The 24,967-nt window shown below is 46.4% G+C and carries 21 protein-coding genes; 7 read left to right on the forward strand and 14 right to left on the reverse strand.

Annotation, left to right across the window (positions count from 1 at the left end; genetic code table 11):
- Positions 1–58: 58 nt before the first annotated feature.
- The 5 genes from ilvC to Q0K92_RS01070 form a co-directional block, all read right to left on the reverse strand.
- A complete protein-coding gene (ilvC, locus tag Q0K92_RS01050) occupies positions 59–1,075 on the reverse strand; it encodes a ketol-acid reductoisomerase (RefSeq protein WP_297323943.1) in 1,017 nt (338 codons plus the stop codon).
- Positions 1,076–1,198: 123 nt separating this feature from the next.
- A complete protein-coding gene (ilvN, locus tag Q0K92_RS01055; RefSeq protein WP_297323944.1) occupies positions 1,199–1,690 on the reverse strand; it encodes an acetolactate synthase small subunit in 492 nt (163 codons plus the stop codon).
- A 4-nt stretch (positions 1,691–1,694) separates the two neighbouring features.
- Positions 1,695–3,398 (reverse strand): acetolactate synthase 3 catalytic subunit, encoded by a 1,704-nt coding sequence (locus Q0K92_RS01060; protein WP_297323945.1) that lies wholly within the window; start codon positions 3,396–3,398, stop codon positions 1,695–1,697.
- A gap of 71 nt (positions 3,399–3,469) precedes the next feature.
- Positions 3,470–4,942, reverse strand: coding sequence for a metalloprotease TldD (gene tldD, locus Q0K92_RS01065; RefSeq protein ID WP_297323946.1), 1,473 nt, complete (start codon positions 4,940–4,942; stop codon positions 3,470–3,472).
- A gap of 75 nt (positions 4,943–5,017) precedes the next feature.
- The gene (locus Q0K92_RS01070; RefSeq protein ID WP_297323947.1) at positions 5,018–5,881 is read right to left on the reverse strand and encodes a carbon-nitrogen hydrolase family protein; all 864 of its coding nucleotides are present in this window, start codon (positions 5,879–5,881) and stop codon (positions 5,018–5,020) included.
- Between the two features lie 251 nt (positions 5,882–6,132).
- Between Q0K92_RS01070 and glnE the strand changes: the two genes are divergently transcribed.
- Complete coding sequence (gene glnE / locus Q0K92_RS01075) at positions 6,133–8,922, forward strand: bifunctional [glutamate--ammonia ligase]-adenylyl-L-tyrosine phosphorylase/[glutamate--ammonia-ligase] adenylyltransferase (RefSeq protein WP_297324035.1); 2,790 nt, start codon at positions 6,133–6,135, stop codon at positions 8,920–8,922.
- Between the two features lie 324 nt (positions 8,923–9,246).
- Positions 9,247–9,648, forward strand: coding sequence for a type IVa pilus major pilin TapA (gene tapA, locus Q0K92_RS01080; RefSeq protein WP_297323948.1), 402 nt, complete (start codon positions 9,247–9,249; stop codon positions 9,646–9,648).
- A gap of 203 nt (positions 9,649–9,851) precedes the next feature.
- Here tapA and Q0K92_RS01085 read toward each other — a convergent pair whose 3' ends face one another.
- Positions 9,852–10,181 (reverse strand): DUF4156 domain-containing protein, encoded by a 330-nt coding sequence (locus Q0K92_RS01085; protein ID WP_297323949.1) that lies wholly within the window; start codon positions 10,179–10,181, stop codon positions 9,852–9,854.
- 360 nt (positions 10,182–10,541) lie between these two features.
- Here Q0K92_RS01085 and Q0K92_RS01090 point away from each other — a divergent pair, with 360 nt between their 5' ends.
- Both Q0K92_RS01090 and Q0K92_RS01095 read left to right on the forward strand, forming a co-directional pair.
- The gene (locus Q0K92_RS01090) at positions 10,542–11,225 is read left to right on the forward strand and encodes a hypothetical protein (RefSeq protein WP_297323950.1); all 684 of its coding nucleotides are present in this window, start codon (positions 10,542–10,544) and stop codon (positions 11,223–11,225) included.
- Positions 11,226–11,293: 68 nt separating this feature from the next.
- Entirely contained in the window at positions 11,294–13,057 is a 1,764-nt protein-coding gene (locus Q0K92_RS01095; RefSeq protein ID WP_297323951.1) for an ABC transporter transmembrane domain-containing protein, read from the forward strand.
- Between the two features lie 20 nt (positions 13,058–13,077).
- Here the strand turns inward: Q0K92_RS01095 and Q0K92_RS01100 are convergent, their stop codons facing one another.
- The 4 genes from Q0K92_RS01100 to Q0K92_RS01115 form a co-directional block, all read right to left on the reverse strand.
- Complete coding sequence (locus Q0K92_RS01100) at positions 13,078–13,791, reverse strand: phosphorylase (protein WP_297323952.1); 714 nt, start codon at positions 13,789–13,791, stop codon at positions 13,078–13,080.
- On the reverse strand, positions 13,782–15,791 hold the full coding sequence (gene shc / locus Q0K92_RS01105) for a squalene--hopene cyclase (RefSeq protein WP_297323953.1): 2,010 nt from the start codon (positions 15,789–15,791) through the stop codon (positions 13,782–13,784). Before shc ends, Q0K92_RS01100 begins: the two co-directional genes overlap by 10 nt.
- Before the next feature lie 151 nt (positions 15,792–15,942).
- On the reverse strand, positions 15,943–16,692 hold the full coding sequence (locus tag Q0K92_RS01110) for a VacJ family lipoprotein (RefSeq protein WP_297323954.1): 750 nt from the start codon (positions 16,690–16,692) through the stop codon (positions 15,943–15,945).
- A gap of 307 nt (positions 16,693–16,999) precedes the next feature.
- On the reverse strand, positions 17,000–17,608 hold the full coding sequence (locus Q0K92_RS01115) for a MotA/TolQ/ExbB proton channel family protein (protein WP_297323955.1): 609 nt from the start codon (positions 17,606–17,608) through the stop codon (positions 17,000–17,002).
- A 365-nt stretch (positions 17,609–17,973) separates the two neighbouring features.
- Here Q0K92_RS01115 and xseA point away from each other — a divergent pair, with 365 nt between their 5' ends.
- The gene (gene xseA / locus Q0K92_RS01120; RefSeq protein ID WP_297323956.1) at positions 17,974–19,323 is read left to right on the forward strand and encodes an exodeoxyribonuclease VII large subunit; all 1,350 of its coding nucleotides are present in this window, start codon (positions 17,974–17,976) and stop codon (positions 19,321–19,323) included.
- Positions 19,324–19,388: 65 nt separating this feature from the next.
- The gene (locus Q0K92_RS01125; RefSeq protein WP_297323957.1) at positions 19,389–19,763 is read left to right on the forward strand and encodes a DUF423 domain-containing protein; all 375 of its coding nucleotides are present in this window, start codon (positions 19,389–19,391) and stop codon (positions 19,761–19,763) included.
- 213 nt (positions 19,764–19,976) lie between these two features.
- Here Q0K92_RS01125 and Q0K92_RS01130 read toward each other — a convergent pair whose 3' ends face one another.
- Positions 19,977–20,309, reverse strand: coding sequence for a hypothetical protein (locus Q0K92_RS01130; RefSeq protein WP_297323958.1), 333 nt, complete (start codon positions 20,307–20,309; stop codon positions 19,977–19,979).
- A gap of 180 nt (positions 20,310–20,489) precedes the next feature.
- Here Q0K92_RS01130 and Q0K92_RS01135 point away from each other — a divergent pair, with 180 nt between their 5' ends.
- The gene (locus Q0K92_RS01135) at positions 20,490–20,966 is read left to right on the forward strand and encodes a disulfide bond formation protein B (protein WP_297323959.1); all 477 of its coding nucleotides are present in this window, start codon (positions 20,490–20,492) and stop codon (positions 20,964–20,966) included.
- Between the two features lie 18 nt (positions 20,967–20,984).
- Here the strand turns inward: Q0K92_RS01135 and xerD are convergent, their stop codons facing one another.
- The 3 genes from xerD to htpG form a co-directional block, all read right to left on the reverse strand.
- Positions 20,985–21,896 carry a site-specific tyrosine recombinase XerD gene (gene xerD / locus Q0K92_RS01140; RefSeq protein WP_297323960.1) on the reverse strand — a complete coding sequence of 304 codons (912 nt, stop codon included), beginning with the start codon at positions 21,894–21,896 and terminating at the stop codon, positions 20,985–20,987.
- Positions 21,883–22,362, reverse strand: a complete 480-nt coding sequence (locus tag Q0K92_RS01145; RefSeq protein WP_297323961.1) for a methylated-DNA--[protein]-cysteine S-methyltransferase — start codon at positions 22,360–22,362, stop codon at positions 21,883–21,885. Before Q0K92_RS01145 ends, xerD begins: the two co-directional genes overlap by 14 nt.
- 293 nt (positions 22,363–22,655) lie before the next feature.
- The gene (htpG, locus tag Q0K92_RS01150; protein WP_297323962.1) at positions 22,656–24,566 is read right to left on the reverse strand and encodes a molecular chaperone HtpG; all 1,911 of its coding nucleotides are present in this window, start codon (positions 24,564–24,566) and stop codon (positions 22,656–22,658) included.
- Positions 24,567–24,967 lie beyond the last annotated feature (401 nt).

A 24,967-nucleotide genomic window follows, 5' to 3' on the forward strand; every position in this document is an offset into this window, starting at 1 on the left:
ACAAAGAAATCTAAAATGGTAAATAAACCAAAATTCAAATCACAGAAAAGCCAGTTCTTTAGTTTTTCACTTGATCGACCAGTTTATTCTTTTTGATCCACGGCATCATATCACGCAGCTTTGCACCAACCTGCTCAATCTGATGCTCGGATGCGATACGACGACTTGCCTTCAGCACCGGTGCGCCCGACTGGTTTTCCAGAATGAATTCGCGGGCATATTCCCCCGTCTGAATCTGACGTAAAATTTTACGCATTTCTGTACGGGTTTCGTCAGTAATAATGCGTGGGCCGCGCGATACATCGCCATATTCGGCGTTATTGGAAATTGAATACCGCATATTGGCAATACCGCCTTCGTAAATCAAATCAACGATTAATTTGACTTCATGCAAACACTCAAAGTACGCCATCTCCGGTGCATAACCGGCTTCCACCAACGTTTCAAAGCCAGCTTGGATTAATGCGGTCAAACCACCGCACAACACCACTTGCTCACCAAACAAATCTGTTTCGGTTTCCTCGCGAAAGCTTGTTTCGATCACACCGCCCCGAGTACCGCCATTAGCAGCCGCATAAGAAAGCGCCAGATCACGTGCTCTACCTGATTTATCCTGATGTACGGCTATCAACGAAGGTACGCCGCCGCCTTGCAAATACGTAGAGCGCACCAAATGACCCGGGCCTTTCGGGGCAATCATGATGACATCAAGATCTTCACGTGGTGTTACCTGTCCGTAATGTACGCTGAAACCATGGGCGAACGCCAATGTAGCATTTTTCTTCAACCCGGGCTCAATTTCCTTCTTATACACGGATCCGATCTGTTCATCAGGCAACAATACCATGACAACATCCGCGTTCTTGACAGCCTCAGACACTTCCACGACCTTTAAACCGGCTTTTTCTGCTTTACTCCAGGATACTCCGCCTTTACGCAAACCAACCGTAACGCTCACGCCCGATTCGCTCAAATTATTAGCATGTGCGTGCCCTTGCGAACCATAACCCAGAATTGCTACTTTTTTTCCTTTAATTAGAGACAGATCTGCATCTTTATCGTAATAAACTTTCATTATTTTCCTTTTCAACAAAATTAGCACAGAAACGGGCAAGCAATAGCGAAAACGCCTTGTTTAAAAAAACTGATTGCTTTGGATTACTGGCCTCGGGATTCTTAATTCATCAGCAAATAGGGATTATACCTTTAAAATCCATTCTCCGCGCCCTATGCCGGATGCACCTGTGCGCACTGTCTCCAGAACTGCGCTACGCCCAACCGCCTCAAGAAATGCATCCAGTTTCGAGCTGGTACCTGTTAATTCGATGGTATAGGACTTGTCTGTCACGTCGATAATACAGCCACGAAAAATTTCAACCAACCGTTTAATTTCTTCCCGATCTGCGCCAACTGCACGTACTTTTACCAACATCAATTCGCGCTCGATATGGCTACCATCATTCAGATCGATGATTTTTACCACTTCAATCAACTTATTCAGTTGTTTTGTTACTTGTTCGACTACTTCATCAGATCCTACCGTCACCAATGTCATTCGTGACAAAGTTGGGTCCTCAGTGGGTGCCACTGAAAGTGATTCGATGTTATAACCACGTGCTGAAAACAGGCCAGCTACGCGAGACAAGGCACCGGCTTCATTTTCCATTAATAAAGAAATAATATGTCGCATTTATTTACACCAGAATCATTTCAGAGAGCCCTTTACCACCTGGTACCATAGGGAAAACATTTTCAGTCTGATCGGTAATAAAATCCATAAATACCAGTTGATCTTTCAGCTTAAACGCTTCCTTTAAAGCACCTTCCACATCTTCAGGCCGTTCAATTTTCATTCCGGCATGTCCATAGCTTTCAGCCAGCTTAACAAAATCCGGCAGTGCATTCATATAGGATTCCGCATAGCGATTACCGTGAAAAAACTCCTGCCATTGTCTAACCATGCCCATGTAGCGATTATTCAAGTTAATAATCTTCAATGGCAACTTATATTGCTTGCAGGTTGATAATTCCTGAATACACATCTGGATACTCGCTTCACCCGTCACACAAGCCACTTTACCTTTCGGATTAGCCAGTTGCACTCCCATTGCCGCAGGCATTCCAAATCCCATCGTGCCCAATCCGCCCGAGTTAATCCAGCGCCGGGGCTTATCAAATTTATAAAATTGCGCGGCCCACATTTGATGCTGCCCGACATCCGAGGTAATAAATGCATCACCTTTGGTAATATTGAACAACTTCTCAATAACCATCTGCGGTTTGATAATTTTGCTATCACGATCAAATTTGAGGCAATCCCGCTCACGCCATAGTTCGATTTGTTTCCACCATTCCTTCAATGCTGTTTGATCCGGTTTTTCCTTTCCGGCCTTTAGCAGTTTAATCAGCTCTTTCAGTACATCCAGGACGTCACCCACTATCGGCACATCGACCTTAACGCGTTTTGAAATAGACGATGGATCAATATCAATATGGATAATTTTTCTATTTTCATTAGAAAAATGCTTGGGATTACCAATTACACGATCATCAAAACGTGCACCTACAGCCACCAGAACGTCACAATACTGCATCGCCATATTAGCTTCGTAAGTGCCATGCATACCCAACATACCCAAGGATTGCTTATCGGTAGCAGGGTACCCACCTAATCCCATTAAGGTATTGGTACAAGGAAAATTCAACAGCTGCGTCAACTCAGTCAACTGCGGTGCCGCATTGCTCAGAATCACCCCGCCACCTGCATAGATCATCGGACGCTTAGCACTGAGTATCAATTCAGCGGCTTTCTTGATCTGCCTGGAATGTCCTTTAACCACAGGATTATAGGAACGCATGGTTACCTTATCCGGATAGACAAACTTGGTTTTTTGCTGCGAAACGTCTTTGGGTATATCCACCAACACAGGACCTGGACGACCTGTTGAGGCGATATAGAAGGCTTTTTTAATAGTCTGCGCCAATTCGGTGACATCTTTTACGAGAAAGTTATGTTTGACGCAAGGACGCGTTATACCGACCGTATCAACTTCCTGAAAGGCATCCAGACCAATCGCGCTTGTCGGTACCTGACCGCTGATCACGACCATAGGAATCGAATCCATATAGGCGGTTGCGATCCCTGTTACCGCATTCGTCACGCCCGGGCCCGAGGTTACCAAAGCCACGCCTACTTTATCGCTAGAACGGGCATAACCATCGGCTGCATGCACGGCCGCTTGCTCATGACGCACCAAAATATGCCGAACCTTATCCTGCTTGAATAATTCATCGTAAATAAATAATACTGCCCCACCGGGATAGCCAAAAATACACTGCACCCCTTCCTCCTGCAAACAGCGTATTGTAATCTCAGCGCCGGTTAATTCCACACTCATGCTTTCTGCATCCCAATATCAATTCAACTAGTTATTAAATATTCATGCGGCAGCTCTACTGCTGCTTACCGCTAATTTCCCGTACCACCCACTGTCAACCCATCGATGCGCAATGTGGGTTGCCCCACACCCACAGGCACACTCTGTCCATCCTTGCCACATGTTCCGACACCTGGATCGAGTGACATATCGTTCCCGATCATAGAAACGCGCGTCAGCACATCCGGGCCGTTACCAATTAAAGTAGCTCCTTTAACAGGATAAGTAATTTTCCCATCTTCAATCATATAGGCTTCTGCCGCTGAGAAAACAAATTTTCCACTGGTGATATCCACTTGCCCGCCACCGAAATTTGCGGCATACAAACCATGCTTGACCGAAGCGATGATTTCTGCCGGATCCTTATCGCCATTCAGCATATAGGTATTCGTCATGCGCGGCATCGGTATATGCGCAAAAGACTCGCGCCGACCATTACCGGTCACAGGAAAGTTCATTAATCGAGCATTCAGGCTGTCCTGCAAATAGCCCCTAAGTATGCCATCTTCTATCAATACAGTACATTGCGTCGGATTACCTTCGTCATCAATATTTAACGATCCACGCCTTTGTGGAATTGTTCCATCATCGACTACGGTAACACCGGGAGCTGCGACGCGCTCACCAATACGCCCCGAAAACGCTGAACTGCCTTTGCGGTTGAAATCTCCTTCCAGTCCATGACCAATTGCTTCGTGCAGCAATATCCCAGGCCAGCCACTCCCCAGAACAACCGTCATGGTACCAGCCGGCGCCGGGCGTGCATCCAAATTAATCACGGCTTGATGCACCGCTTTTTTTGCATAATCCTGCAAAATTTCATCGGTAAAATAAGTGTAATTAAAGCGCCCGCCGCCACCGGCAACACCTTGCTCACGCCGACCGTTTCCTTCCACGATCACCTGCAAGGACAATCGAACCAGTGGCCTCACATCAGCCGCAAGCAGTCCATCACTGCGCGTTACCAGTACCACTTCATATTCACCGGCAAGCGACGCCACCACCTGAGTAACCCGCTGATCCAACTGCCGGGTATAACGCTCGAGTTTTTCTAGCAAAGCTACTTTATCTGCATCTTTAAGACTTGCGATAGGATCTTCCGGCAAATACAGCTGCGTATGACGATCCACCGCACTACGTTTCATGACTTGCACTGCAGGCATACTGCCCTGATTGGCGATTGCCCGTGTTGCCTGAGCCGCCGATACCAGAGCCGGCATGCTGATGTCATCGGAATAAGCGAATCCTGTCTTCTCGCCGCTAATCGCACGAACACCAACTCCTTGCTCGATATTGAAGCTGCCCGACTTGACGATGCCTTCTTCCAGCATCCAGCCTTCAGAACGGTTATACTGAAAATAAAGATCCGCGTAATCGATTTTATGCGTGAGTATCTGATCCAATACGCGCTGTAATCCGGTTGCATCAATATCATAGGGCGACAACAAGCAACGGTCGGCAATTGCATAAAAATCTTTTTTTTCTGTCATGCATTCAATCGTCATAACTATCCGGTTTTATTTTATATATAAATGATGCAGCCACGTAGAAAATTTGCTCATGATTAACAAACGCTTAACTTAACAGTATTGCAAGATTCGATGGTCCAGTGCGGGCAGATTTGTTCGCAAACTCGCCTGATATCCCGGGTCAAGTGTCGCCACCACAGCGCCAGGACCCCGTGGCAAACGCTCCATCACCACACCCCAGGGATCCACAATCATACTATCCCCATTCGTTTCGCGTCCATTGACATGATAACCGCCTTGCCCGGGCGCTATCACGTATGCCATATTTTCAACCGCACGTGCACGCACCAGGATTTCCCAATGCGCTCTGCCGGTAATTGCGGTAAATGCCGCAGGTGCCAGAATAATATCAACATTATTCATCATACGGAATAACTCCGGGAAGCGCAGATCGTAGCATATCGACAGTCCGATACGACCAAATGGAGAGTCTATCGTGACAACTTCACTTCCCGCCTTAATAGTTTTTTCCTCAGCATAGCATTCATGACCCAGTTGCAACCCAAACAAATGAATTTTGTCGTAACGCGCAACTTGTTCTCCGTTATCTGCATATACCAAACAGCTATTATAAACTTTATCCGGTTCGGATGAAGCTAATGGTACTGACCCACCCACCAGCCATATTCCCAGACGTTTTGCCGTATCACTGAGAAATTTCTGTATTTGCCCGTCACCGGGTTGTTCACGCACAGTCAACTTATCCGTGTCTTTCATCCCCATAATGCAAAAATATTCAGGCAATACAACCAGCTCGGCCTTCTGGGAAGCTGCCTCTTCTATCAAGCGCGCTGCTTCCTCCAGATTTGCAGACACACTCGGGCCTGAAGCCATCTGAATGGCAGCAACACGAAAGCTTGCGCGTTTTTCATTTTCAATCGCCGGCTGATTATGCTTAATGCTATCGTTTAACATGATTCCACTACTTTAATTTTCAAAATTCTGATAAGAAACTGCTTTAAGTTTATTGATTATATATTGCAATATATCAATATTATTATAAAGTTATGCAAAACCCCTATAAAAAACAGGAGATATATTCAACACCAAACCCGATTCTAGCATCTACGCCGGCAACGTTCTATTTTGATTTACAATAAATCTGATGCCAGCAAACGCTGTCTTTGTTATTCTATGAAATTGAATTAATTGCTGAATGCTCAATGATGCACACTACTGGTAACACACCTGATGCGATTCTTGCCACTGTCTTGCCTTTCAGCCGCTATGTGCAGCGCATATTGGACAGCGAACCTGCGCGAAAAATAGCACTGCTCAAAGAACTGCAATTGCCCTTCCGAAAAGCCGCCATGCAGGCATTTCTGGATTCCCAATCCGAACATATCACCACCGAGGAAATCCTCCATAGCGTACTGCGCGACTTGCGCAAGCAAGTCATGCTGCGATTAACCTTACGTGATGTCAGCGGCCAGGCTGATTTAGCGGAAGTCATGTCCAGCATGACCGAGCTCGCTGAAGTCACCATCAATTTCGCACTCAAGTACCATGAAAGCTGGTTAACGCAATCCAATCGCTTTGGATCACCCCAAGGGGAACACAGTAACACCACCCAACATATGCTGGTTGTGGCCATGGGCAAACTGGGCGGCGGCGAACTCAATGTCTCTTCCGACGTCGATTTGATCTTCGTCTACCCGGAAGATGGCGAGACCGATGGCGCAAAATCCATTTCAAATCATGAATTCTTTGCCCGCCTCGGTCGCAAACTCATTGCCAGCCTGAACGATTATACGGTCGATGGCTATGTATTCCGGGTCGATATGCGCCTACGTCCGCATGGAGAAAACAGCCCTTTGGCAATCAGTTTTCCCATGCTGGAAGAATATTTCATCAAACAGGGACGCGAATGGGAGCGTTATGCCTGGATCAAAGGTCGAGTCATCGCAGGACAGAGCGATGCCGAAACCGAATCGATTCTCATGGAGAAAATTGTCAGACCCTTTGTGTTCCGCAAGTATCTGGATTTTGGTGCGTATGAATCAATGCGCCGTTTACACGCGCAATTACGCAAAGAAGTCGAACGCCGTGAGATGCACGACAACATCAAATTAGGCCCCGGCGGCATTCGTGAAATAGAATTTATTACGCAGGTTTTTCAGTTGATCCGCGGAGGTCGCGATGTCGATCTGTGTATTCGACCGACACTCAGCGTTTTAGAACGTTTACAAAAAAAACAGCAACTGCCGCAGCAAGCGGTTGCGGAACTCACGCAGGCCTATCACTTCCTGCGCAAACTGGAACACCGCCTGCAATATCTGGATGATCAGCAAACACAAACACTCCCTTTAAACCCAGCCGATCAAAACCTGATCGCAACCGCGATGGGCTTTCCAGATTACACAAGTTTTATGCAACAACTGGATGTACATCGCAAGGACGTAACGCGTCAATTTGAGCTCATTTTTGCCACCCCTAGAAAATCACCCACCCACGACATGCTGGCTTATTTATGGCAAGCTGAAACGCAGGACATTTCACAAACAGAAGCAGCCGCCACACAACTAAGCACCATGGGATTCACCGAACCCGCAAAAATTTCAGAACGGCTGCGGTTGTTTTATCACAGCACCTTTTATCACCAGCTACCCGAATCCAGCCGGCAACAAATCAACACACTGGTTCCGATGATGGTCGAGGCTGTTGCTGAATTGCCACCCGTTGAAATCACACTGGAACGTACGTTGCAGTTACTCGAAAAGATCAGTTCGCAGACATCCTATCTGGCGCTTTTGCTGGAGCACCCTCATACCCTGCAACGTGTTGCAGAACTTGTCAGTGTCAGCCAATGGGCCAGTGACTATCTGGGGCGACACCCTATTCTATTAGATGAATTATTGCGCCATGACGCGCCGCACCCTGTCCCGGACTGGAATGCACTCAGCAACGAATTGACCTATCAGTTAAATCATGTCAACAATCCCAAAAATGACGTGATCGAATGGCAAATGGACGTTTTGCGGCACTTCCAGCATGCCCAAGTATTCCGCTTATTAGTCACCGACCTGGAAGGCTCATTACTACTCGAAACACTGAGCGATCACCTGACCGCACTGGCCGATCTGGTGCTGGATACCGTATTGAACCTCGCCTGGTGCGGCTTGAAAAAACGCCACCGCGAGACACCTGCATTCGCCATCATCGGTTATGGCAAGCTGGGAGGAAAAGAACTCGGTTATGCTTCCGATCTCGATATGATTTTTGTGTATGAAGACCCTCATCCTGATGCTGCGGAGATTTACACCAAACTCGGGCAAAGTATCAATGCCTGGTTGACCCGCCACACGTCAGCAGGTTTATTGTACGAAACGGACTTGCGCCTACGCCCCAATGGTGCCACCGGTTTACTGGTCAGCTCGATGGAAGCTTTTGCGCAATATCAGCATGAACAAGCCTGGGTTTGGGAACATCAGGCATTAACCCGGGCACGCTTCGTCGCGGGCGACAAGCAAGTAGGAAAAGCTTTCGAAAATACCCGCAAAGAAATTCTGTGTAAGCCGCGCAATTTAATCGAACTCAAACAAGAAATTTTGAAAATGCGTGAAAAGATGCTGGATATTCATCCTAACCCAACCAATCTATTTGATATCAAGCACGACCGTGGCGGCATTATTGACGTGGAATTCATTGTGCAGTATCTGGTACTGGGCTATGCCAATCAATATCCGCAATTGACCGGCAACATTGGCAACATTGCATTGCTAAAGCTGGCAGGTGAACTGGGACTCGTGTCCGCTGAAGCCGCCACCAAAACACGTACCGCCTACCGCGAATACCGCCGCCTGCAACACCGCCTGAGATTAGGCGGCGAACCGGAACTGACAGGTGCTACCGTTTCAAGGGACAAATTGCAGAAATTCACACGTATTGCCGCCGATCACTTGAGCAATGACCGTATGGCGGTATTGCAATTATGGGAAGAAGTTTTTCGGCTGTAGCTGTCACAGCATTAATATTCATAATGCGCCATCACGTGTCGGAAGAAGACCAGAGGACTCAGTTTCTGTAATTGTTGGATCCATTCCGCGTGCTGATAACAACAGGCCAAACCCTACTTCGCTTCTTTATTAGTAGAGCTACAAAGTAGGACACCTTGCGAAACAAAGTAGGACAAATTGCAAAATTGTACTAAATTTATTTTGGATATACCCGTTACAGCCCCTGTTCTAGTAGAATTATTCAATAAGAAAAATTGGCACAATTCCTGCTGGCAACATCACACACACTTGATGTGTCCTACTCAACTTTAAGGAGAATCACTCATGCAAACACAAAAAGGTTTTACACTCATCGAATTAATGATCGTTGTCGCAATTATTGGTATTTTGGCTGCGATTGCAGTGCCTGCTTATCAGACTTATACTCAGAAAGCCAGGTTTACTGAGGTTGTCAGCGCTACAGCACCTTTCAAATTAGGTGTCGAATCTTGTGTTTTGGAAGGCAATGCTCTGGCTGCTTGTGACGCTGGTGCTGCAGGCGTACCCGGAGCAGCCGGTGCCAGTGGAAACGTTGTTTCCGTTGCAGTTACTGACGGCGTTATTACAGCAACAGGTTCTGCTGCAGCTGGTGGCGGAACATATATACTTACCCCCGCAGCTGGAGCCAATGGTTCCTTATTAACTTGGACCAAATCTGGCACTTGCGTAAACCTCGCCACATGCTAACCTCAGCACGTAGACCGGACTGAACGAAGAGATGCCCAACATTTAAGCCTTAAACGTTGGGCTTCGTTCCTCAACCCAACCTACGCACTTAAATGTTTTAACAAAAAGCCGCCTCTAACCAAGGCGGTTTTTTTTATTTGCTATTTTGCTATGACTTACGATTGCACCACAGTTCCCATAGGATGCAATAACCATCGGACATCTCAATCAATACGTTTGGATTGAAAGCATCGATAAACACCGAAACTGCGTCTTCCATCGACAATTTCCGAAATGGGAACAATGGTATCCCCCCCCATCAGACCCGCTTCATTGCGCGCAAGATCCGCGAGTTCGCCGGCAACTTTCTCCGCATCACGGTCAAATATGATTTGATCGACAACTTTTGCATTTGCATTCCCCAGCTTTTTGCAGGACTCTACTGCTTTGACCGATTGCACCAGGCGCACGCTTTCGCCTTTCGAAGTGACTTTAATCCATGTGCAGGAAGACAATATTAAACTACAGCAAATGGCGATCAGGATTTTTTTCATTACCAAGCCTCATTATTAATCAAATTATCGATAAAATTATTGGTGTGCTCCACTACTGATTCCGGGTTTTGCATTCAATGGTCATATGATATGCCAACGGGAACAGGATTTAAACAAGATGACCACTGCCCGCACAGACACCAGCCATCCATTGACTTGATCGGAGCAAAGCGGTAAAAGCTTATCGCAAACCATGATAGAAACTGCATCGTCAGCGCGAATCAACTTCTGCTAGGGAAACTCTGAATAACTGTCATCTCGAGCGCAGCGAGAAATCTATGACATTGATTCACAAAGATTCCTCACTTTGTTCGGAATGACAAACATGAATTATTCAGAGTTTCCCTAGGCTAACGCCGAATGAGTGCTTCAGGTCAGATAATTTTAGGCTCTGTGTTGGGATATGTCCTTTTCTCAATTGCCGAGTCAATTGTTCACAAATATCTTTTGCATGCTAAGTGGCAAACGAGAAGATCATGGCGTAGATTGGGCTATTTAGGAGCCTATCTCGACAATTCATGGTATTCACATCATGTGATTCATCATTTCAGAACCTTCAAAACTAATCATGTCACCATTTTTGACTCTGAGCAGCAAAAGAGAGAATTGGATCAATTATTAATTGCAAATGATAAGAAATCAATTATCCTCAATAGTTATGGTCTCAGAGTAGGCAATTTTTACGAAAAGATTCGGTATTGCTATCCCCATCTTTTGTGGGTGTTTATTGTTTGTTATTTGGGAGGAGGCTGGTTTGCTCTAGGTGTTCTGGCGCCACTCGCTTTTTATATCTGGATTGCAGAGTATGTTCATCCTTATATACATCTTCCGCATCATAAAAGGATAGCTACAGCGTCACCGTTAATGAGGCTGGTAATAAAAACCGGCTATTTTAAATTCCTTGCTCAGCATCATTATCTTCATCATAAACATATCAATTGCAATTTTAATTTAATGCTTGGTGCCGATTGGTTGCTGGGATACCACAGATCCCCTGAAACACAAGAACTGATAGAAATGGCTCGTTTAGGGCTCGACAATTGAGTTCAGATAGTTTTTCAATATCCTCTTGAAAACATATAGTTTCCTTTTTAATTTACATCACAATATTCATGGCAAATCCTCCCCAAAACCCCCAAACCCGCCGGCAAGCCGTCAAACTGGCAGCCCAGTTTATCTCACCCTACAAACGCCAAGTCATCTACAGCTTGTTGGCTTTGTTATTCACAGCGGCAATCACGTTATCAATCGGACAAGGCATCCGCCTGCTCATTGATCAAGGGTTTGCAACGCAATCAAAAGATCTGTTGAGCCAATATGTGGTGATATTTTTGCTGCTGGTGATTGCCTTGGCTGTTGGTACGTTTACCCGTTATTACTGGGTTACGTGGCTGGGCGAACGGGTGATTGCGGATATCCGCCGCACAGTATTCAACCATTTAATCCATTTGCATCCGGGCTTTTTCGAGGAAAACCGCAGTCTCGAAATCCAGTCGCGTCTGACCGCCGATATGACATTGCTGCAAACCGTGATCGGGTCGTCTGTTTCATTCGCGCTACGCAACCTGATCATGATGCTGGGCGGCATTATCTGGTTATTCATCACGAATGCGAAACTGACCGCACTGGTAACGATTTGTGTGCCGCTGGTGGTCATTCCCATTCTGATCTACGGCCGCCGGGTGCGGCATCTGTCGCGCCAAAGCCAGGACAAAATCGCTACGGTAGGCGCGTATGTCGGCGAGGTTCTCGGGCAAATTAAAACGGTACAAGCTTACAATCACCAAGCCATCGACCAACGTATATTTCACGATCAAGTGGAAGAAGCTTTTGCGGTTGCCAAACAGCGCACTACGCAGCGTGCGTTACTCGTCACCGTTGTCATCGTATTGGTGCTGGGTGCGGTAGGCCTGATGCTATGGGTGGGCGGCATTGATGTGATTGAAGGCCGCATCAGCGGTGGCGAATTGGCTGCTTTTATTTTCTATAGCGTCATTGTGGGTTCGGCTGTCGCTTCCATTTCGGAAGTCATCGGCGAGTTGCAACGTGCCGCCGGAGCCGCCGAACGGACGATGGAATTGTTACGGGCTCGCAATCTGATCCAATCCCCAGAGAAGCCCCAGCCATTGCCTAAAGTATCTGGCAATATCAAGATTGATCAATTGTGCTTCGCCTATCCCTCCCGCCCCGACGTGCTTGCCATCAATAAACTGACACTCACTATCCGGGCAGGTGAAACGCTGGCGCTGGTAGGTCCTTCCGGTGCCGGTAAATCAACGTTGTTTGATTTGCTGCTGCGCTTTTTTGATAGTCAATCCGGTTGCATCAAACTGGAAGGAATTGATATCCGACATCTGGATCTTTTTGCCTTACGCCGGTGCTTTGCGCTGGTGTCACAGAATCCGGTGCTGTTTTTTGGCACCATCAGTGACAATCTGCGCTATGCTCGCCCTGATGCCACCGATGCCGAAGTGGAAGCGGCTGCTGAGGCTGCTTACGCGCACGACTTCATCTGCAAGCTGCCGCAGGGTTATCAAACGCACTTAGGCGATTCAGGTTTGGGGTTATCGGGTGGACAAAAACAACGGTTGACCATCGCACGCGCCCTGTTGGCCGATGCACCGATTCTGTTGTTGGATGAAGCGACCAGTGCACTGGACGCACAAAGTGAACATTGGGTGCAACAAGCACTGCAGCGATTAATGCATAATCGCACTACATTAGTCATTGCACATCGCCTGGCGACCGTACAATCCGCAGACCGGATCGCCGTGCTCGACCATGGCCATCTAGATGCATTGGGCACACACACCGAGTTACTGCAATCCAGCGCGCTGTATGCACGTTTGGCTGCGTTACAATTGCAATCACAGTAGAAGCTTGAATTTTATACAGATCAAACGACTGCTTGACTGTCCAATCCAGCACCGGCCGATTGAATCACCCGTGATAACGTTTTGCGTGCAGCACGCATACCAACTCCCATCTGGAGCAGCGTATTCACATGGACTGAGCGTTTCAGTAATAATGCGAGCAGGCGCATTGAATTTACTCCCCCATCCGGATACACCGCACTGAGAAGTGCCTGCGGCGGTGAGAATTGAAGCGGATCGATAATGGCACGTACAGCGATAAAAGAAATGCCTGCTGCAGCAGCAACTTCAGCAATAGCACCGCTCTCCATATCCACCGCACAAGCACCCGTTGCTTGCGCCAGATCCTGTTTTGCTTGTTCACCCGTCAATGGCACTGCGCTGTTCGCCAATATGCCGTTGACCACAGTGATATCGGCCGGAAGCATTTGCTGTAGGCGATTGCGCCATGCCGTGGTGACGGGCAACTGTTTTCCGGCATGTATAACATCCGGCAGTATCAGGTCGCCCGGTTTCAAATTGGCATCCAATGCACCAGCAACACCAAAACTCACCAGTGCAGTAGCACCATGCTGACACAGCCCCTCTGCCGCTGCCCGTGCCGCTTGTGCGCCCATGCCACTTAACCACAAAACCGCATGGTCGTTAACTTGCACCTTTTCGTTGAATGGAATATGCGCGGATGAGACACAGCGGGCTTCAGCCCGCAACGCCGTCACCAGGCCGGTTACACGCACGTGGCTACTGTTCTGGTCAGCGCACGGTAACGCGCCAGCGCCCAGAGTGGGAAGAATTTTGAATAACCGTGATAGCGCAGATAGAAAACCCGCGGAAAACCAGGCGCGGTAAACCAGGGATCTTCCCACAAATGATCACTCGACTGATTGCGCAGCAAGTAGTTGACACCTTTGCGCACAGACTCACTGTTGACTTCACCGGCCGCCATCAAACCCAATACCGCCCAAGCTGTTTGAAAGGCAGTACTGGTTTCAGCAAATTGTCCTGCCAGTTTGATATCCAAATAGGAGTCGTTGGTTTCACCCCAACCCCCATCCGCGCGTTGCACGGAATTTAACCACTTCACGGCGCGACGCACCGATGCGTGCTGCATATCGAACTTGGCCAAGCGAAATGCTTCCAGCACAGACCATGTGCCATAGATATAATTGGTACCCCAGCGCCCGAACCAGGCACCGTTTGATTCCTGTTCCCGCAACAAATAGCTGATACCACGCAGCACCGCATGCTGGTGATGCTGCTTGCCGTATTTTCCAAGAAAACCGACGCAACGCGCCGTCACATCGCTGGTAGGCGGATCGATCAATGCACCGTGATCGGCAAAAGGAATTTCATTCAGATAGTGATGGGTGTTGTCGATGTCAAAAGCGGCAAAACCACCATTGCGCGACTGCATGCCGAACAACCAGTTGGCTGCGCGGTCCAGTGCCTTTTGATAGCGTTGCGCATCGCCCTGATCCAGCGCCCAGGCCACTGCAGCCGTATCGTCAAGATCCGGATAATGCGGATTCGCATATTGAAAAGCCCAACCACCACCCGGCAAATCCGGCCGCTTATCGCGCCAATCGCCGGGTTCATCCAGAATCTGTTGTTCCACCAGCCAGTCCAGCGCTTGCAGCACCGGTTTCTGATCCGTCGTTGGGTCTTCCTGTAACGCCAGGCTTGTCAGCACCGTATCCCAAACAGGCGAGGTACAAGGCTGACACCAAACGCGTTCACCTTCATCGACCAGCAACCCGCGCAACGCGTTACGACATTGCACCCGATTGGGGTGATCATAGGCATAGCCCAACAATGTCAATGCTTCATGCGCATTGACCATAGCGGGAAAAATAGCGCCAATGCCACATTCGCCATTCAGACGTTCGAGTGTCCAGATTTCTGCGCGGCGTATGGAATATTGGCGCACCGATTGAGGCAACTTGGGCTCCACCCGCGACAATATGCGCTCAATCAACATGAAAATACGTTTAAGCAGTGTTTCCGCTTGCGGAAAATAGTTTGTTTCCTCTTCCGGTGGCACAATAAACAATTCACGGATATTGACTTGACGCGGATTGATAGCACGCGCCCTCATCGTGCACAAGATGGATAAAGGCACCATGACGGTGCGTGACCAGTAGGAAACCTTGCTGAGATGAAAAGGAAACCAGCGCGGCAGCAGTACCAGTTCCGAAGGCACAACAGGCACGCCGCGCCACGGGATCTGGTCATACATTGCCAGCAGCAAGCGGGTAAAGACGTTGGCTTTGGCCGCACCGCCGCGTTCTAAAATAGCTTCTCGTGCGCGCACCATATGTGCCGCATCGGGAGAATCGCCTACCAGCTTCAGGGCATAATACGATTTAATGGTACAACTGATATCAAATGCGCCGCCATAATATAATGGCCATCCGCCATGTGCCATGTCCTGTTTATCACGAATAAAACGCGCAATTTTATTCTCCAGGATGACATCGATTTCATCCATGAAGTGCATCATCAGAATATATTCTGCCGGGATGGTGCAATCCGCTTCGAGTGGGAAACACCAATGTCCGTCCGGATTCTGTAAAGACAACATAGCCGTGCGAGCTTGGGAAAATTTTTGTTCCAGCTCGTCGGCATTGATTTTTTCACGACTCGAATCGGCTGTTATATCCACTAAAGGTGCTTCGTTCTCAAAAATGAAATCATTCCGTTGTTGCGATATGTTAGGTTTTCTTTGGGATCCGTTCATATATTCCTAAGCGCTATGGCTGTTACAAATTTTCCAATAGGTATACATGTATATACCGTCCAGTCTAGCTCTACTTTATTCACATAAAGATTCTTATCATCCGTCAGCACCATTAACCCTGAAGCATCTAACTATCAACCCCTAACCAAAGTTAGTCAGTTTTTTTCTGTTTTTGCTTTTCCGAGCCTTTATCAAAGGGATTATCCTGAAAAGGCTCATAATAAAGGTCTAATGGCAGCTTGCCATCATGAACCAGAAATTCACGCTGTTGTAATGATGCTTCACGCACAAACAAATAAGGATCCAGCGCTGCTTCATCACGAATGCGCATCGGGCCGATTAAACGTGCGCGCTTGTCGATAGCACCGAGAACCGTCAAAGGTGCAGCAAATGCTGAACCCACTGCAAGACCTGCGTAAAAAAGCACATTGGTGAAAATACTGACCGGGATACTTGAAACATCACGCTCACTACTCGGTCCCAGGAACGGAATAAACAAATAAGAGCCCGGATTAAACCCCCATACACCTAGTGTTTGGCCGAAATCCTCATCATTCTTTTGTAAACCCATGTGAGTCGCCATATCAAAAAGCCCAAACATGCCAACCGATGAGTTAACAAAAAAGCGTAGCGTATCCTGGAAACCCTGTTTTACCTTACCTTGCAAGAAAGAATTCAGAACGACATTGGGATACGACAGATTATCGTAGAAATTCCCAATAGATCGTTGCGCTGCATTGGGTACATAATCAATGTAGGCATTCACAACGGGTTCAAATACCACGCGATCGACTCGATCGGTAATATCATAGGAAGCGCGGTTGACCTTCTCATGCGGATCGATCGGATCTACGTCCTGATCGCCACCCTTTGGCGCTGTTGCACAACCCTGTAAGATCATGACGCATAAAAACAATACACTACTAACTAACTGCCTGATATTTACTACCGAATGTATATTCCTCAAAATTCTGGTGCTCTCATTCGTTTACTTGTAAAACATTCAGTTCTGAAAAGAACATCATTATCACAAAAAGAAACCATCAATCTTTACACTTATCTCACTAAAAGCAAGCAAAATGCTCTGTCAATATTTGATTCGGCCGAAGTATACACTACTCCGTCAACTTCATGTTTTGCCAACTTGACAGAAATCATTCAAAGTCCTTAAGAAATATAAGGAAGTTGAAAAATAACGCCAATACTTCTTAATTTTCCCTTTCACCATGCACGATTTCTATCAGCTTTAAAGCTTGTAATTCCATCTCAAGAACGAAACCATCAACTTTCGCACGAAAATGGCGGTAGAAAATCATGCTCGGAATCGCTACCAGTATGCCGAATGCCGCATTATACAAAGCCACAGAAATCCCATAAGCAAGTTGTGCCGGATTACTTCCCGTAGGAGAATTTGAACCAAAGATTTCAATCATACCCACCAAGGTACCAAACAATCCCATCAGTGGACTCAACGCGGCAATCGTCCCCAAAGTTGTCAGATACCGATTCAAATCATGCGCAACCACACGGCCTGATTCTTCAATCGACTCTTTCATGACTTCTCGCGAGCTCTTAACATTTTTAAGCCCGGCGGCAAGCACTTCCCCCAATGGTGAATGCTGTTGCAAGCGCGCAACCATTTCAGGGTTTACACCATTTCTTTTATACTCGTTTAATACTCTGGGCAATAATTCTTTAGGAGAAATAACACTTAAACGTAGTGTCCACATCCGTTCCACAATGATACCCATGGCAACAATGGAAGCAATAATGATTGGCCAGATCGGCCAACCGGCCGCTTGAATCAAAGATAACACGCGATAATCTCCTCACTCACTGTAGATCAGGTATTATTCTGCGGTTTATGATAATACCTGGTTTGCTTATTTTATAACTAAGCGATCAATTTGGCATGTAATGTATCTTGATCGCGCATTTTCAGCAAGGAAGCAGTACTTTTTCTATCCACAATTTCTGTGGATAAGTTTGTGAGTATATGACGAATAGTGCTATTAAGTTAGCATATCCAAACAACTTTTTTAACTTGATTATTTATTAATCTATATGTAATTTTTTTAATAAACAGATAGTTACAACAAACCACACTTCTTACACGCACTCTGACAATACACCACACACTTCCTACAAGGCATGTGGATTATTACACAATAGAAGTAGCTAAATGAACCTACCCCCAATCATGTCCGGTAACCTTCATAAAGTGCTGACGGTCAGTGAATTAAATCGTAACACCAAGCAATTTCTGGAACAGAGCATCCCATTGCTGTGGGTTCAAGGTGAAATTTCCAATTTGAAGCGTTATCAATCGGGTCATTGGTACTTTTCCCTCAAGGATGCCGATGCGCAAGTTCGCTGTGTCTTATTCGGTCACAAGAATCAATATATTGACTGGCAGCCTAAAGATGGTATGCAAGTGGAAGTGCTTGCAATCGTCACATTGTACGAACCACGCGGTGATTTTCAATTAAACGTCGAAACCATGCGACGCGCCGGACTCGGTGAATTATTCGAGGCCTTTGAAAAGCTTAAATCCAAATTGGAACAGGCTGGGTTATTCAGTCCCACGAATAAAAAACCGTTGCCCGCGTTTCCGCAACAAATCGGCATCATCACCTCCCCGGATACCGCAGCGCTACGAGACGTGCTATCGACACTGCAACGCCGCATGCCAGCATTGCCCATCGTCATCTACCCCACCCTGGTGCAGGGGAAAACAGCGGCCGGCAGTATCGCCGATGCAATTAAAATTGCGTGCCGACGAGCCGAATGCGATGTGCTGATACTGTGCCGCGGCGGCGGCAGTATTGAAGACTTATGGGCATTCAATGAAGAAATTGTGACACTTGCCATTGCCGCCAGTTCGATACCCATCGTCAGCGGTATCGGCCATGAAACAGACTTCACCATCGCAGATTTTGTCGCGGATATGCGTGCACCCACACCGACCGCAGCCGCTGAGCTCGCTAGCAGGGATCGAAAGGAATTGAGTCATCGTTTGAGCATGCTGCACCAGCGCATGTATCGCATCACTTTGCATCGCATTGAATACGCCATGCAACAAGTGGATATTCTGACGCATCGTTTAATTTACCCGGGTGATCGCATCAAGCAGCAAACCATCCATCTGGAACATTTACAGGACCGGCTCAGCAACACCTGGAGACATCAAATCGAAAAGAAACAGTGGAGATTACTCGAATACAGTCAACGACTGGCGGCTGTAAGTCCCAATATTGTCCGTTTGGCAGAACAACAAAAAGAGTGGACTTCACATTTCCACTCTGTCTATTCCCGTTATTTCGAAACACTGTCAGTCCGGCTGCAACATATGCAAATACAGTTATCCCACCTGAATCCGCAATCGATCTTGGAACGCGGATATAGCATTACGTATTCCATGCAAGGCACCATCATCCGTGACAGCAAACAAATGAATCCCGGCGATAGGATTCAGGTAAAATTCGCGCACGGAATGTGCGAGGCGGATGTCATAAAGACAAAGAATTCCTGATACCTATACATAGCACCAGCACTCATTCCACTTTATTCAAAACAACAACAAGGACAAAATCACCGATGCCAAAAACTTTCCTGATACTGGGCGCACTCAACACATTTTTATGCATCGCACTGGGCGCTTTCGGTGCACACGGCCTGAAACGAGTCTTATCAGCCGATATGCTCACGGTGTATCACACCGGCGTGCAATACCATTTTTATCACGCCTTGGGAATCATTATCATTGGCCTGCTATTACTGCACTTCCCCAAATCCCGTCTAATTCCGATATCCGGCTGGCTGATGATGGTCGGCATTATTCTATTCAGTTTCAGTCTTTACGTATTAAGCGTGACCGGAATGCGCGGGCTTGGCATGATCACGCCGTTTGGCGGTGTTTCATTCCTGACTGCTTGGGGATTGCTGATTTATGCCATCTGGAAAGAAAAATAAAGGCACCACCAGCGCACTTATATAGTGACCGCAAGCTATCCGTGGCAGATACATGCAGCAATTTTGCGGATAGATACTGATAACCAACCAGCAGTCCTATGGCGTTCGTATCGGTGAATCAAACATATGGCTAGCACCCCACCTAACAACGGCGACACTGGAGTGCCGCCTGTGTGAATACAGACTAATAAGCAGCAGCATGAAATAAAGTATTTATTTAACTTTTTCTACCATTTTTCGATGAGAGGCGGCCATTTCCATGTTGCGCTCTGCCGATTTGGTATATTTTCTTAATAATGCTTCATGATGCGCCTCGAAATCCAGGCCTTCCCGGCCATAGTATTCGCTGTGATTTTTATACTCTGCCAGCAGCTTTTCTTGCTCTTTTGCTTTTTCTCTCATTGCCTTGGCTTCATTCTCGTAATACACAGCCAATCCGATATGATCAAATTTAGTTTTAGCTTTGGCTTCAGCAATCTCGTTTACTTCTTCTGATTCTGCAGCGATGCAGGCACCCGAAGCCAGGAAAGTGAAAATAATCAACATGGTAAAAAATAGCTTTGTTTGCATGGTGAATCTCCTTGATTAGATATCAATGAAAAAGAAATTCCAGTGCTATTACAAATATTCAGCCAGCTGAATTCGTTCATCATAGCAAATTGTGTAGAATCCACAAATGATTAATGGATAGACTGGGATGTCAATCAGACTCATGAGAAACACAAAATGAAATTATTATTTTTAATTATTCTGCTCAGTTGTATCGGTGTCCTAGGTTATGCGCAATATCTGCAGCATGTCGAAGGGCTTCTACCCTGCCCGCTATGCGTAGCACAACGGCTCGCCTACTGGCTGTTGGGACTCACTGCATTCGTGGCATTATTTCTCCACAATCCCAAACGCATTGGACGCCGTTTCTACGGTTGCCTGATGAGTGTTTTCGCATTCGCCGGAACTGTCATTGCTGCGCGACACGCTTGGTTGATACGTTTTCCGGAATCATTTGAGTGCGGCATCAGTCCGGAGGAAGCCTTTCTAAATGCTTTACCGATTGCCGAATGGTGGCCTGGAATGTTTGAGGCCAATGGGGATTGCGCTAATGTCGATTGGAAATTTTTATCACTAACGATTCCGGACTGGTCATTGCTGGCTTTTATCAGCCTTGGGAGTTTGGCACTTTATACGCTATTGTCTAAGAAATAAAAATAACCAAAAACCGGGTCATCCCCTCGGATGGTGCTCGGCGTGTAGCTGTTTCAGACGTTCACGTGCAATATGCGTGTAAATCTGCGTAGTCGAAATGTCGGCATGACCCAGTAACAGTTGCACCACACGCAAATCAGCACCGTGATTGAGCAGATGGGTAGCAAATGCATGACGCAGCGTATGCGGAGATAGTTGTTTGGTAATACCCACTATTTGCGCATAGCGTTTGATGAGATACCAGAATGCCTGACGTGTCATGGCTGCGCCACGTGTCGTTACAAATATGGTGTCGGTGACAATACCATTCAGTAAAGCAGGTCTAGCTTCTTTGGTATAGCGACTCAACCATTCGAGTGATTCTTCTCCGAGCGGTGCAAGGCGTTCCTTTCTGCCTTTCCCCATGACTCGCAGAACCCCCATATCCATGCTGACTTGCGAATACTTTAGATTGATCAGTTCCGATACTCGCAGTCCGCTGGCGTATAAAACTTCCACCATGGCACGATCACGCAAACCAAGTGGATGCTTAAGATCAGGCACGCTCAGCAACAGTTCGACCTCTTTTTCTGTAAGACTCTGAGGCAAACTACGCTGCAACTTAGGCGTTTCAATATTAAGACTGGGATCCGTCGCAATTTTGCCTTGGCGCAATAAAAAGCGATAGAAACGTTTCAGACTGGACAGCTCTCGGCTGGTCGTGCTGGCCTTAATCTTAGCGGAAACTCTGGACGCCAGAAATTCGAGCAAATCAGAATGCGTTGCATCCATGAGCACCCTATCTTCTTGATTTCTTCTTCTCAACCATTCGCTGAAAAGTCGCAAATCATTGCGATAGCTATCCAGCGTGTTACGTGACAAGCCATCTTCCAACCATAAAGTGTCGGAAAACTCATCTAATAAATTTGCGTCTAAATCAAGCACTCTCATGGCGTAATAACCATCGTTTGATCTCTAAGGGATTTCCATCACTTGCATTCATAAAACCTCCTAATCCACCATTCTTAGCAATCACTCGATGACAGGGTATGATGATCGGAATTCTATTGGCGCCGCATGCCCGACCTACTGCTCTGGGTGCGGAATGCAGCTGCGTTGCTATTTCCGCATAACTACTCGTCTTTCCACTCGGAATGGTCTGAATGGCTTGCCACACCCGGCGTTGATGCGTTGTACCACCAATATGCAAGCTTAAATCAAATCTAAAACCGGGTTCAGTTAAATATGCCTGCAATTGCCTACAAACTTCTTTTGCGAGATAACTCTGTGGTGCCAGAGGCTGCGTATCCATGGACAAATACTCGATATCGGTTAACCAATCCTCTTCAGTAATAATCCCTAGCACAGCAAATGGTGCAACCAGTTTCGCTTGATAGACTTTGACTGAATCAGTCATCTGATTATTCTTTGATCTGCTCACTATCTGTTATAAATCGCTATCTGGAAAATTGTCTAACAGGCCGTTGAAAAACTATGCGTTGCCGCTACGGTGTTAAAGCAGGCTCAAAATGCTCATTGATTACGCATAAACTGCGCTTTCGCGCCTGTTTCTGCCTACTATCGGCTACCTCGAAAACGTTTCTCAAAGGTCTGTTAACGTTTCCGCCTTATTCAAGAAATTGACATTGGAAACAAATAGAAGTTTCAAATGCCAATTTCTATCTTCACGAACATTCAATTCTTATCAACTTAAGACTTCAACAATAACAATTCATTGAGTCTCTTTACAAAAGCTGCAGGATCCTCAAGCTGACCACCCTCAGCCAGTAAAGCCTGGTCAAACAAGATATGACTCCAGTCTTCAAAATTGTCCACCTCTGTCTTTAATCGTTGCACCATCGGGTGATGTGGATTGATCTCTAGAATTGGCTTAGCATGCGGCACCTTTTGCCCTGCCGATTTCAACAATCTCTCCAGATTACCCCCCATTTCATAGGTATCGGCAACAAGACAAGCTGGAGATTCTGTTAGACGAAAAGTAACACGCACATCTTTTACTTGCTCACCCAGCGCTACTTTCATTTTCTCTGTCAATTCCTGATAAGCGCTGGTTTCTTTTTCACGTTCTTCTTTCTCAGCCTCATCTTCCAGACTACCCAGATCTAAGCCACCTTTAGCGACAGATTGCAGCGGCTTGCCTTCAAATTCAGTTAAATTACTTACCAACCACTCATCCACGCGATCTGCTAACAATAGCACTTCGATACCTTTCTTGCGGAAAACTTCCAGGTGAGGGCTGTTTTTTGCCGCTTTCAGATTATCCGCTGTTACAAAGTAAATCTTTTCTTGTCCTTCTTTCATGCGCTGCACATACGTTTCTAACGCAACTGTCGGCTCGTCGGTATCGCTTTGGGTAGTCACGAAACGTAACAATTTAGCTATTCGTTCACGATTTGCATAATCCTCACCTACACCTTCCTTCAGTACCTGGCCGAACTCTCGATAAAAAGTACTAAATTTCTCTTTATCTGCATCATCTTTGTTCTTGGATAAATCTTCTATCAATCCCAGAACCTTCTTGACCACACCCGCTCTGATCGTGTCGATATCCTTAGATTCCTGCAATATCTCACGCGACACATTCAGAGGCAGGCTATTCGAATCAATCACGCCGCGGACAAAGCGCAAATAATTAGGCAACAGCTTTTCAACATCATCCATGATAAAAACCCGTTGCACATATAGCTTAATACCGTGGCGACGTTCACGATCAAATAAATCAAAAGGCGCCCGTGCCGGGATATAAAGTAGCTGAGTGTATTCCTGTTTCCCTTCCACCCGAGCATGCAGATAAGCAAGCGGAGGTTCAAAATCATGCGCTACGTGTTTGTAAAATTCATGATATTGCTCAACGGTAATTTCATTTTTTGGACGCGCCCATAACGCACTTGCCTGATTGATTGTTTCATCTTCATCAGTGATTTTGTTTTTCTTCTCTTCCTGCGACCATTCTTCCTTCTTCATCACAATAGGCAGCGTGATATGATCAGAATACTTACGAATAATGTTACGGATCCGCATGCCATTGAGAAACTCATCTTCATCCTCGCGCAAATGCAGAATTACTTCAGTACCCCGTGTCGTCTTCTCTATGGTTTCCAGTGTGTAATCACCTTCACCACTCGATTCCCAACAGACGCCATGCTCGGCAGTCAACCCGGCACGCCTGGTATTTAAAGTCACCTTGTCGGCAATGATAAATGCCGAATAAAATCCGACACCAAATTGACCTATTAAATGAGCATCTTTGGCCTGGTCGCCGGTTAACGAATTAAAGAACTCCCGTGTACCCGATTTGGCGATAGTCCCGATATGATCAATCACTTCTTGACGGGACATACCGATACCGTTATCGGAAATGGTGATAGTCCGCTCATTACTATCGTAACTCACGCGGATCTTGAGATCGGAATCGGATTCATACAATGCCGCATCCGTGAGACTTTCAAAACGAAGTTTATCTGCAGCATCAGAGGCATTCGAAATCAATTCACGCAAAAATATTTCCTTATTACTGTATAAGGAATGAATCATCAGCTTTAATAGCTGTTTCGCTTCAGTTTGAAAACTTAGGTGTTCTTTGGTTGTTTCAGCTTGCACATTTGCCTCCTTAAAAAATTTGCTTATTTATGTGGGGATCATGCAGAAAAATTCAAGTCAATTTATCAGTGAATTATTTACTTCAAATAAAGATACTAATATCCATATAACTTCCAATAAATAATACGATTTTAATCACGCCCGGGAAACCATCACGATTCGCCTGGAAATTGTTATTGAGGAATGTTGAAGAAAAATGTAATTTGCCAGAATTGCGATTATTCACAGTAACTGCCGGTGAATGAAATAAGACCGAATAAGCAAGAATGCAAGCCTGTTGATAACATTTTCTGTTTGTAGCAGTGCGGATCAGAATCTTCACAGGATTCAGCATCAGCTGATGTTTTTGTGTATTCGTTTTGGGATCAATTGATAGCGATTGGTAATTCCAGAACCATCCA

The sequence above is a fragment of the Nitrosomonas sp. genome (assembly GCF_024282095.1).
GTDB lineage: Bacteria > Pseudomonadota > Gammaproteobacteria > Burkholderiales > Nitrosomonadaceae > Nitrosomonas.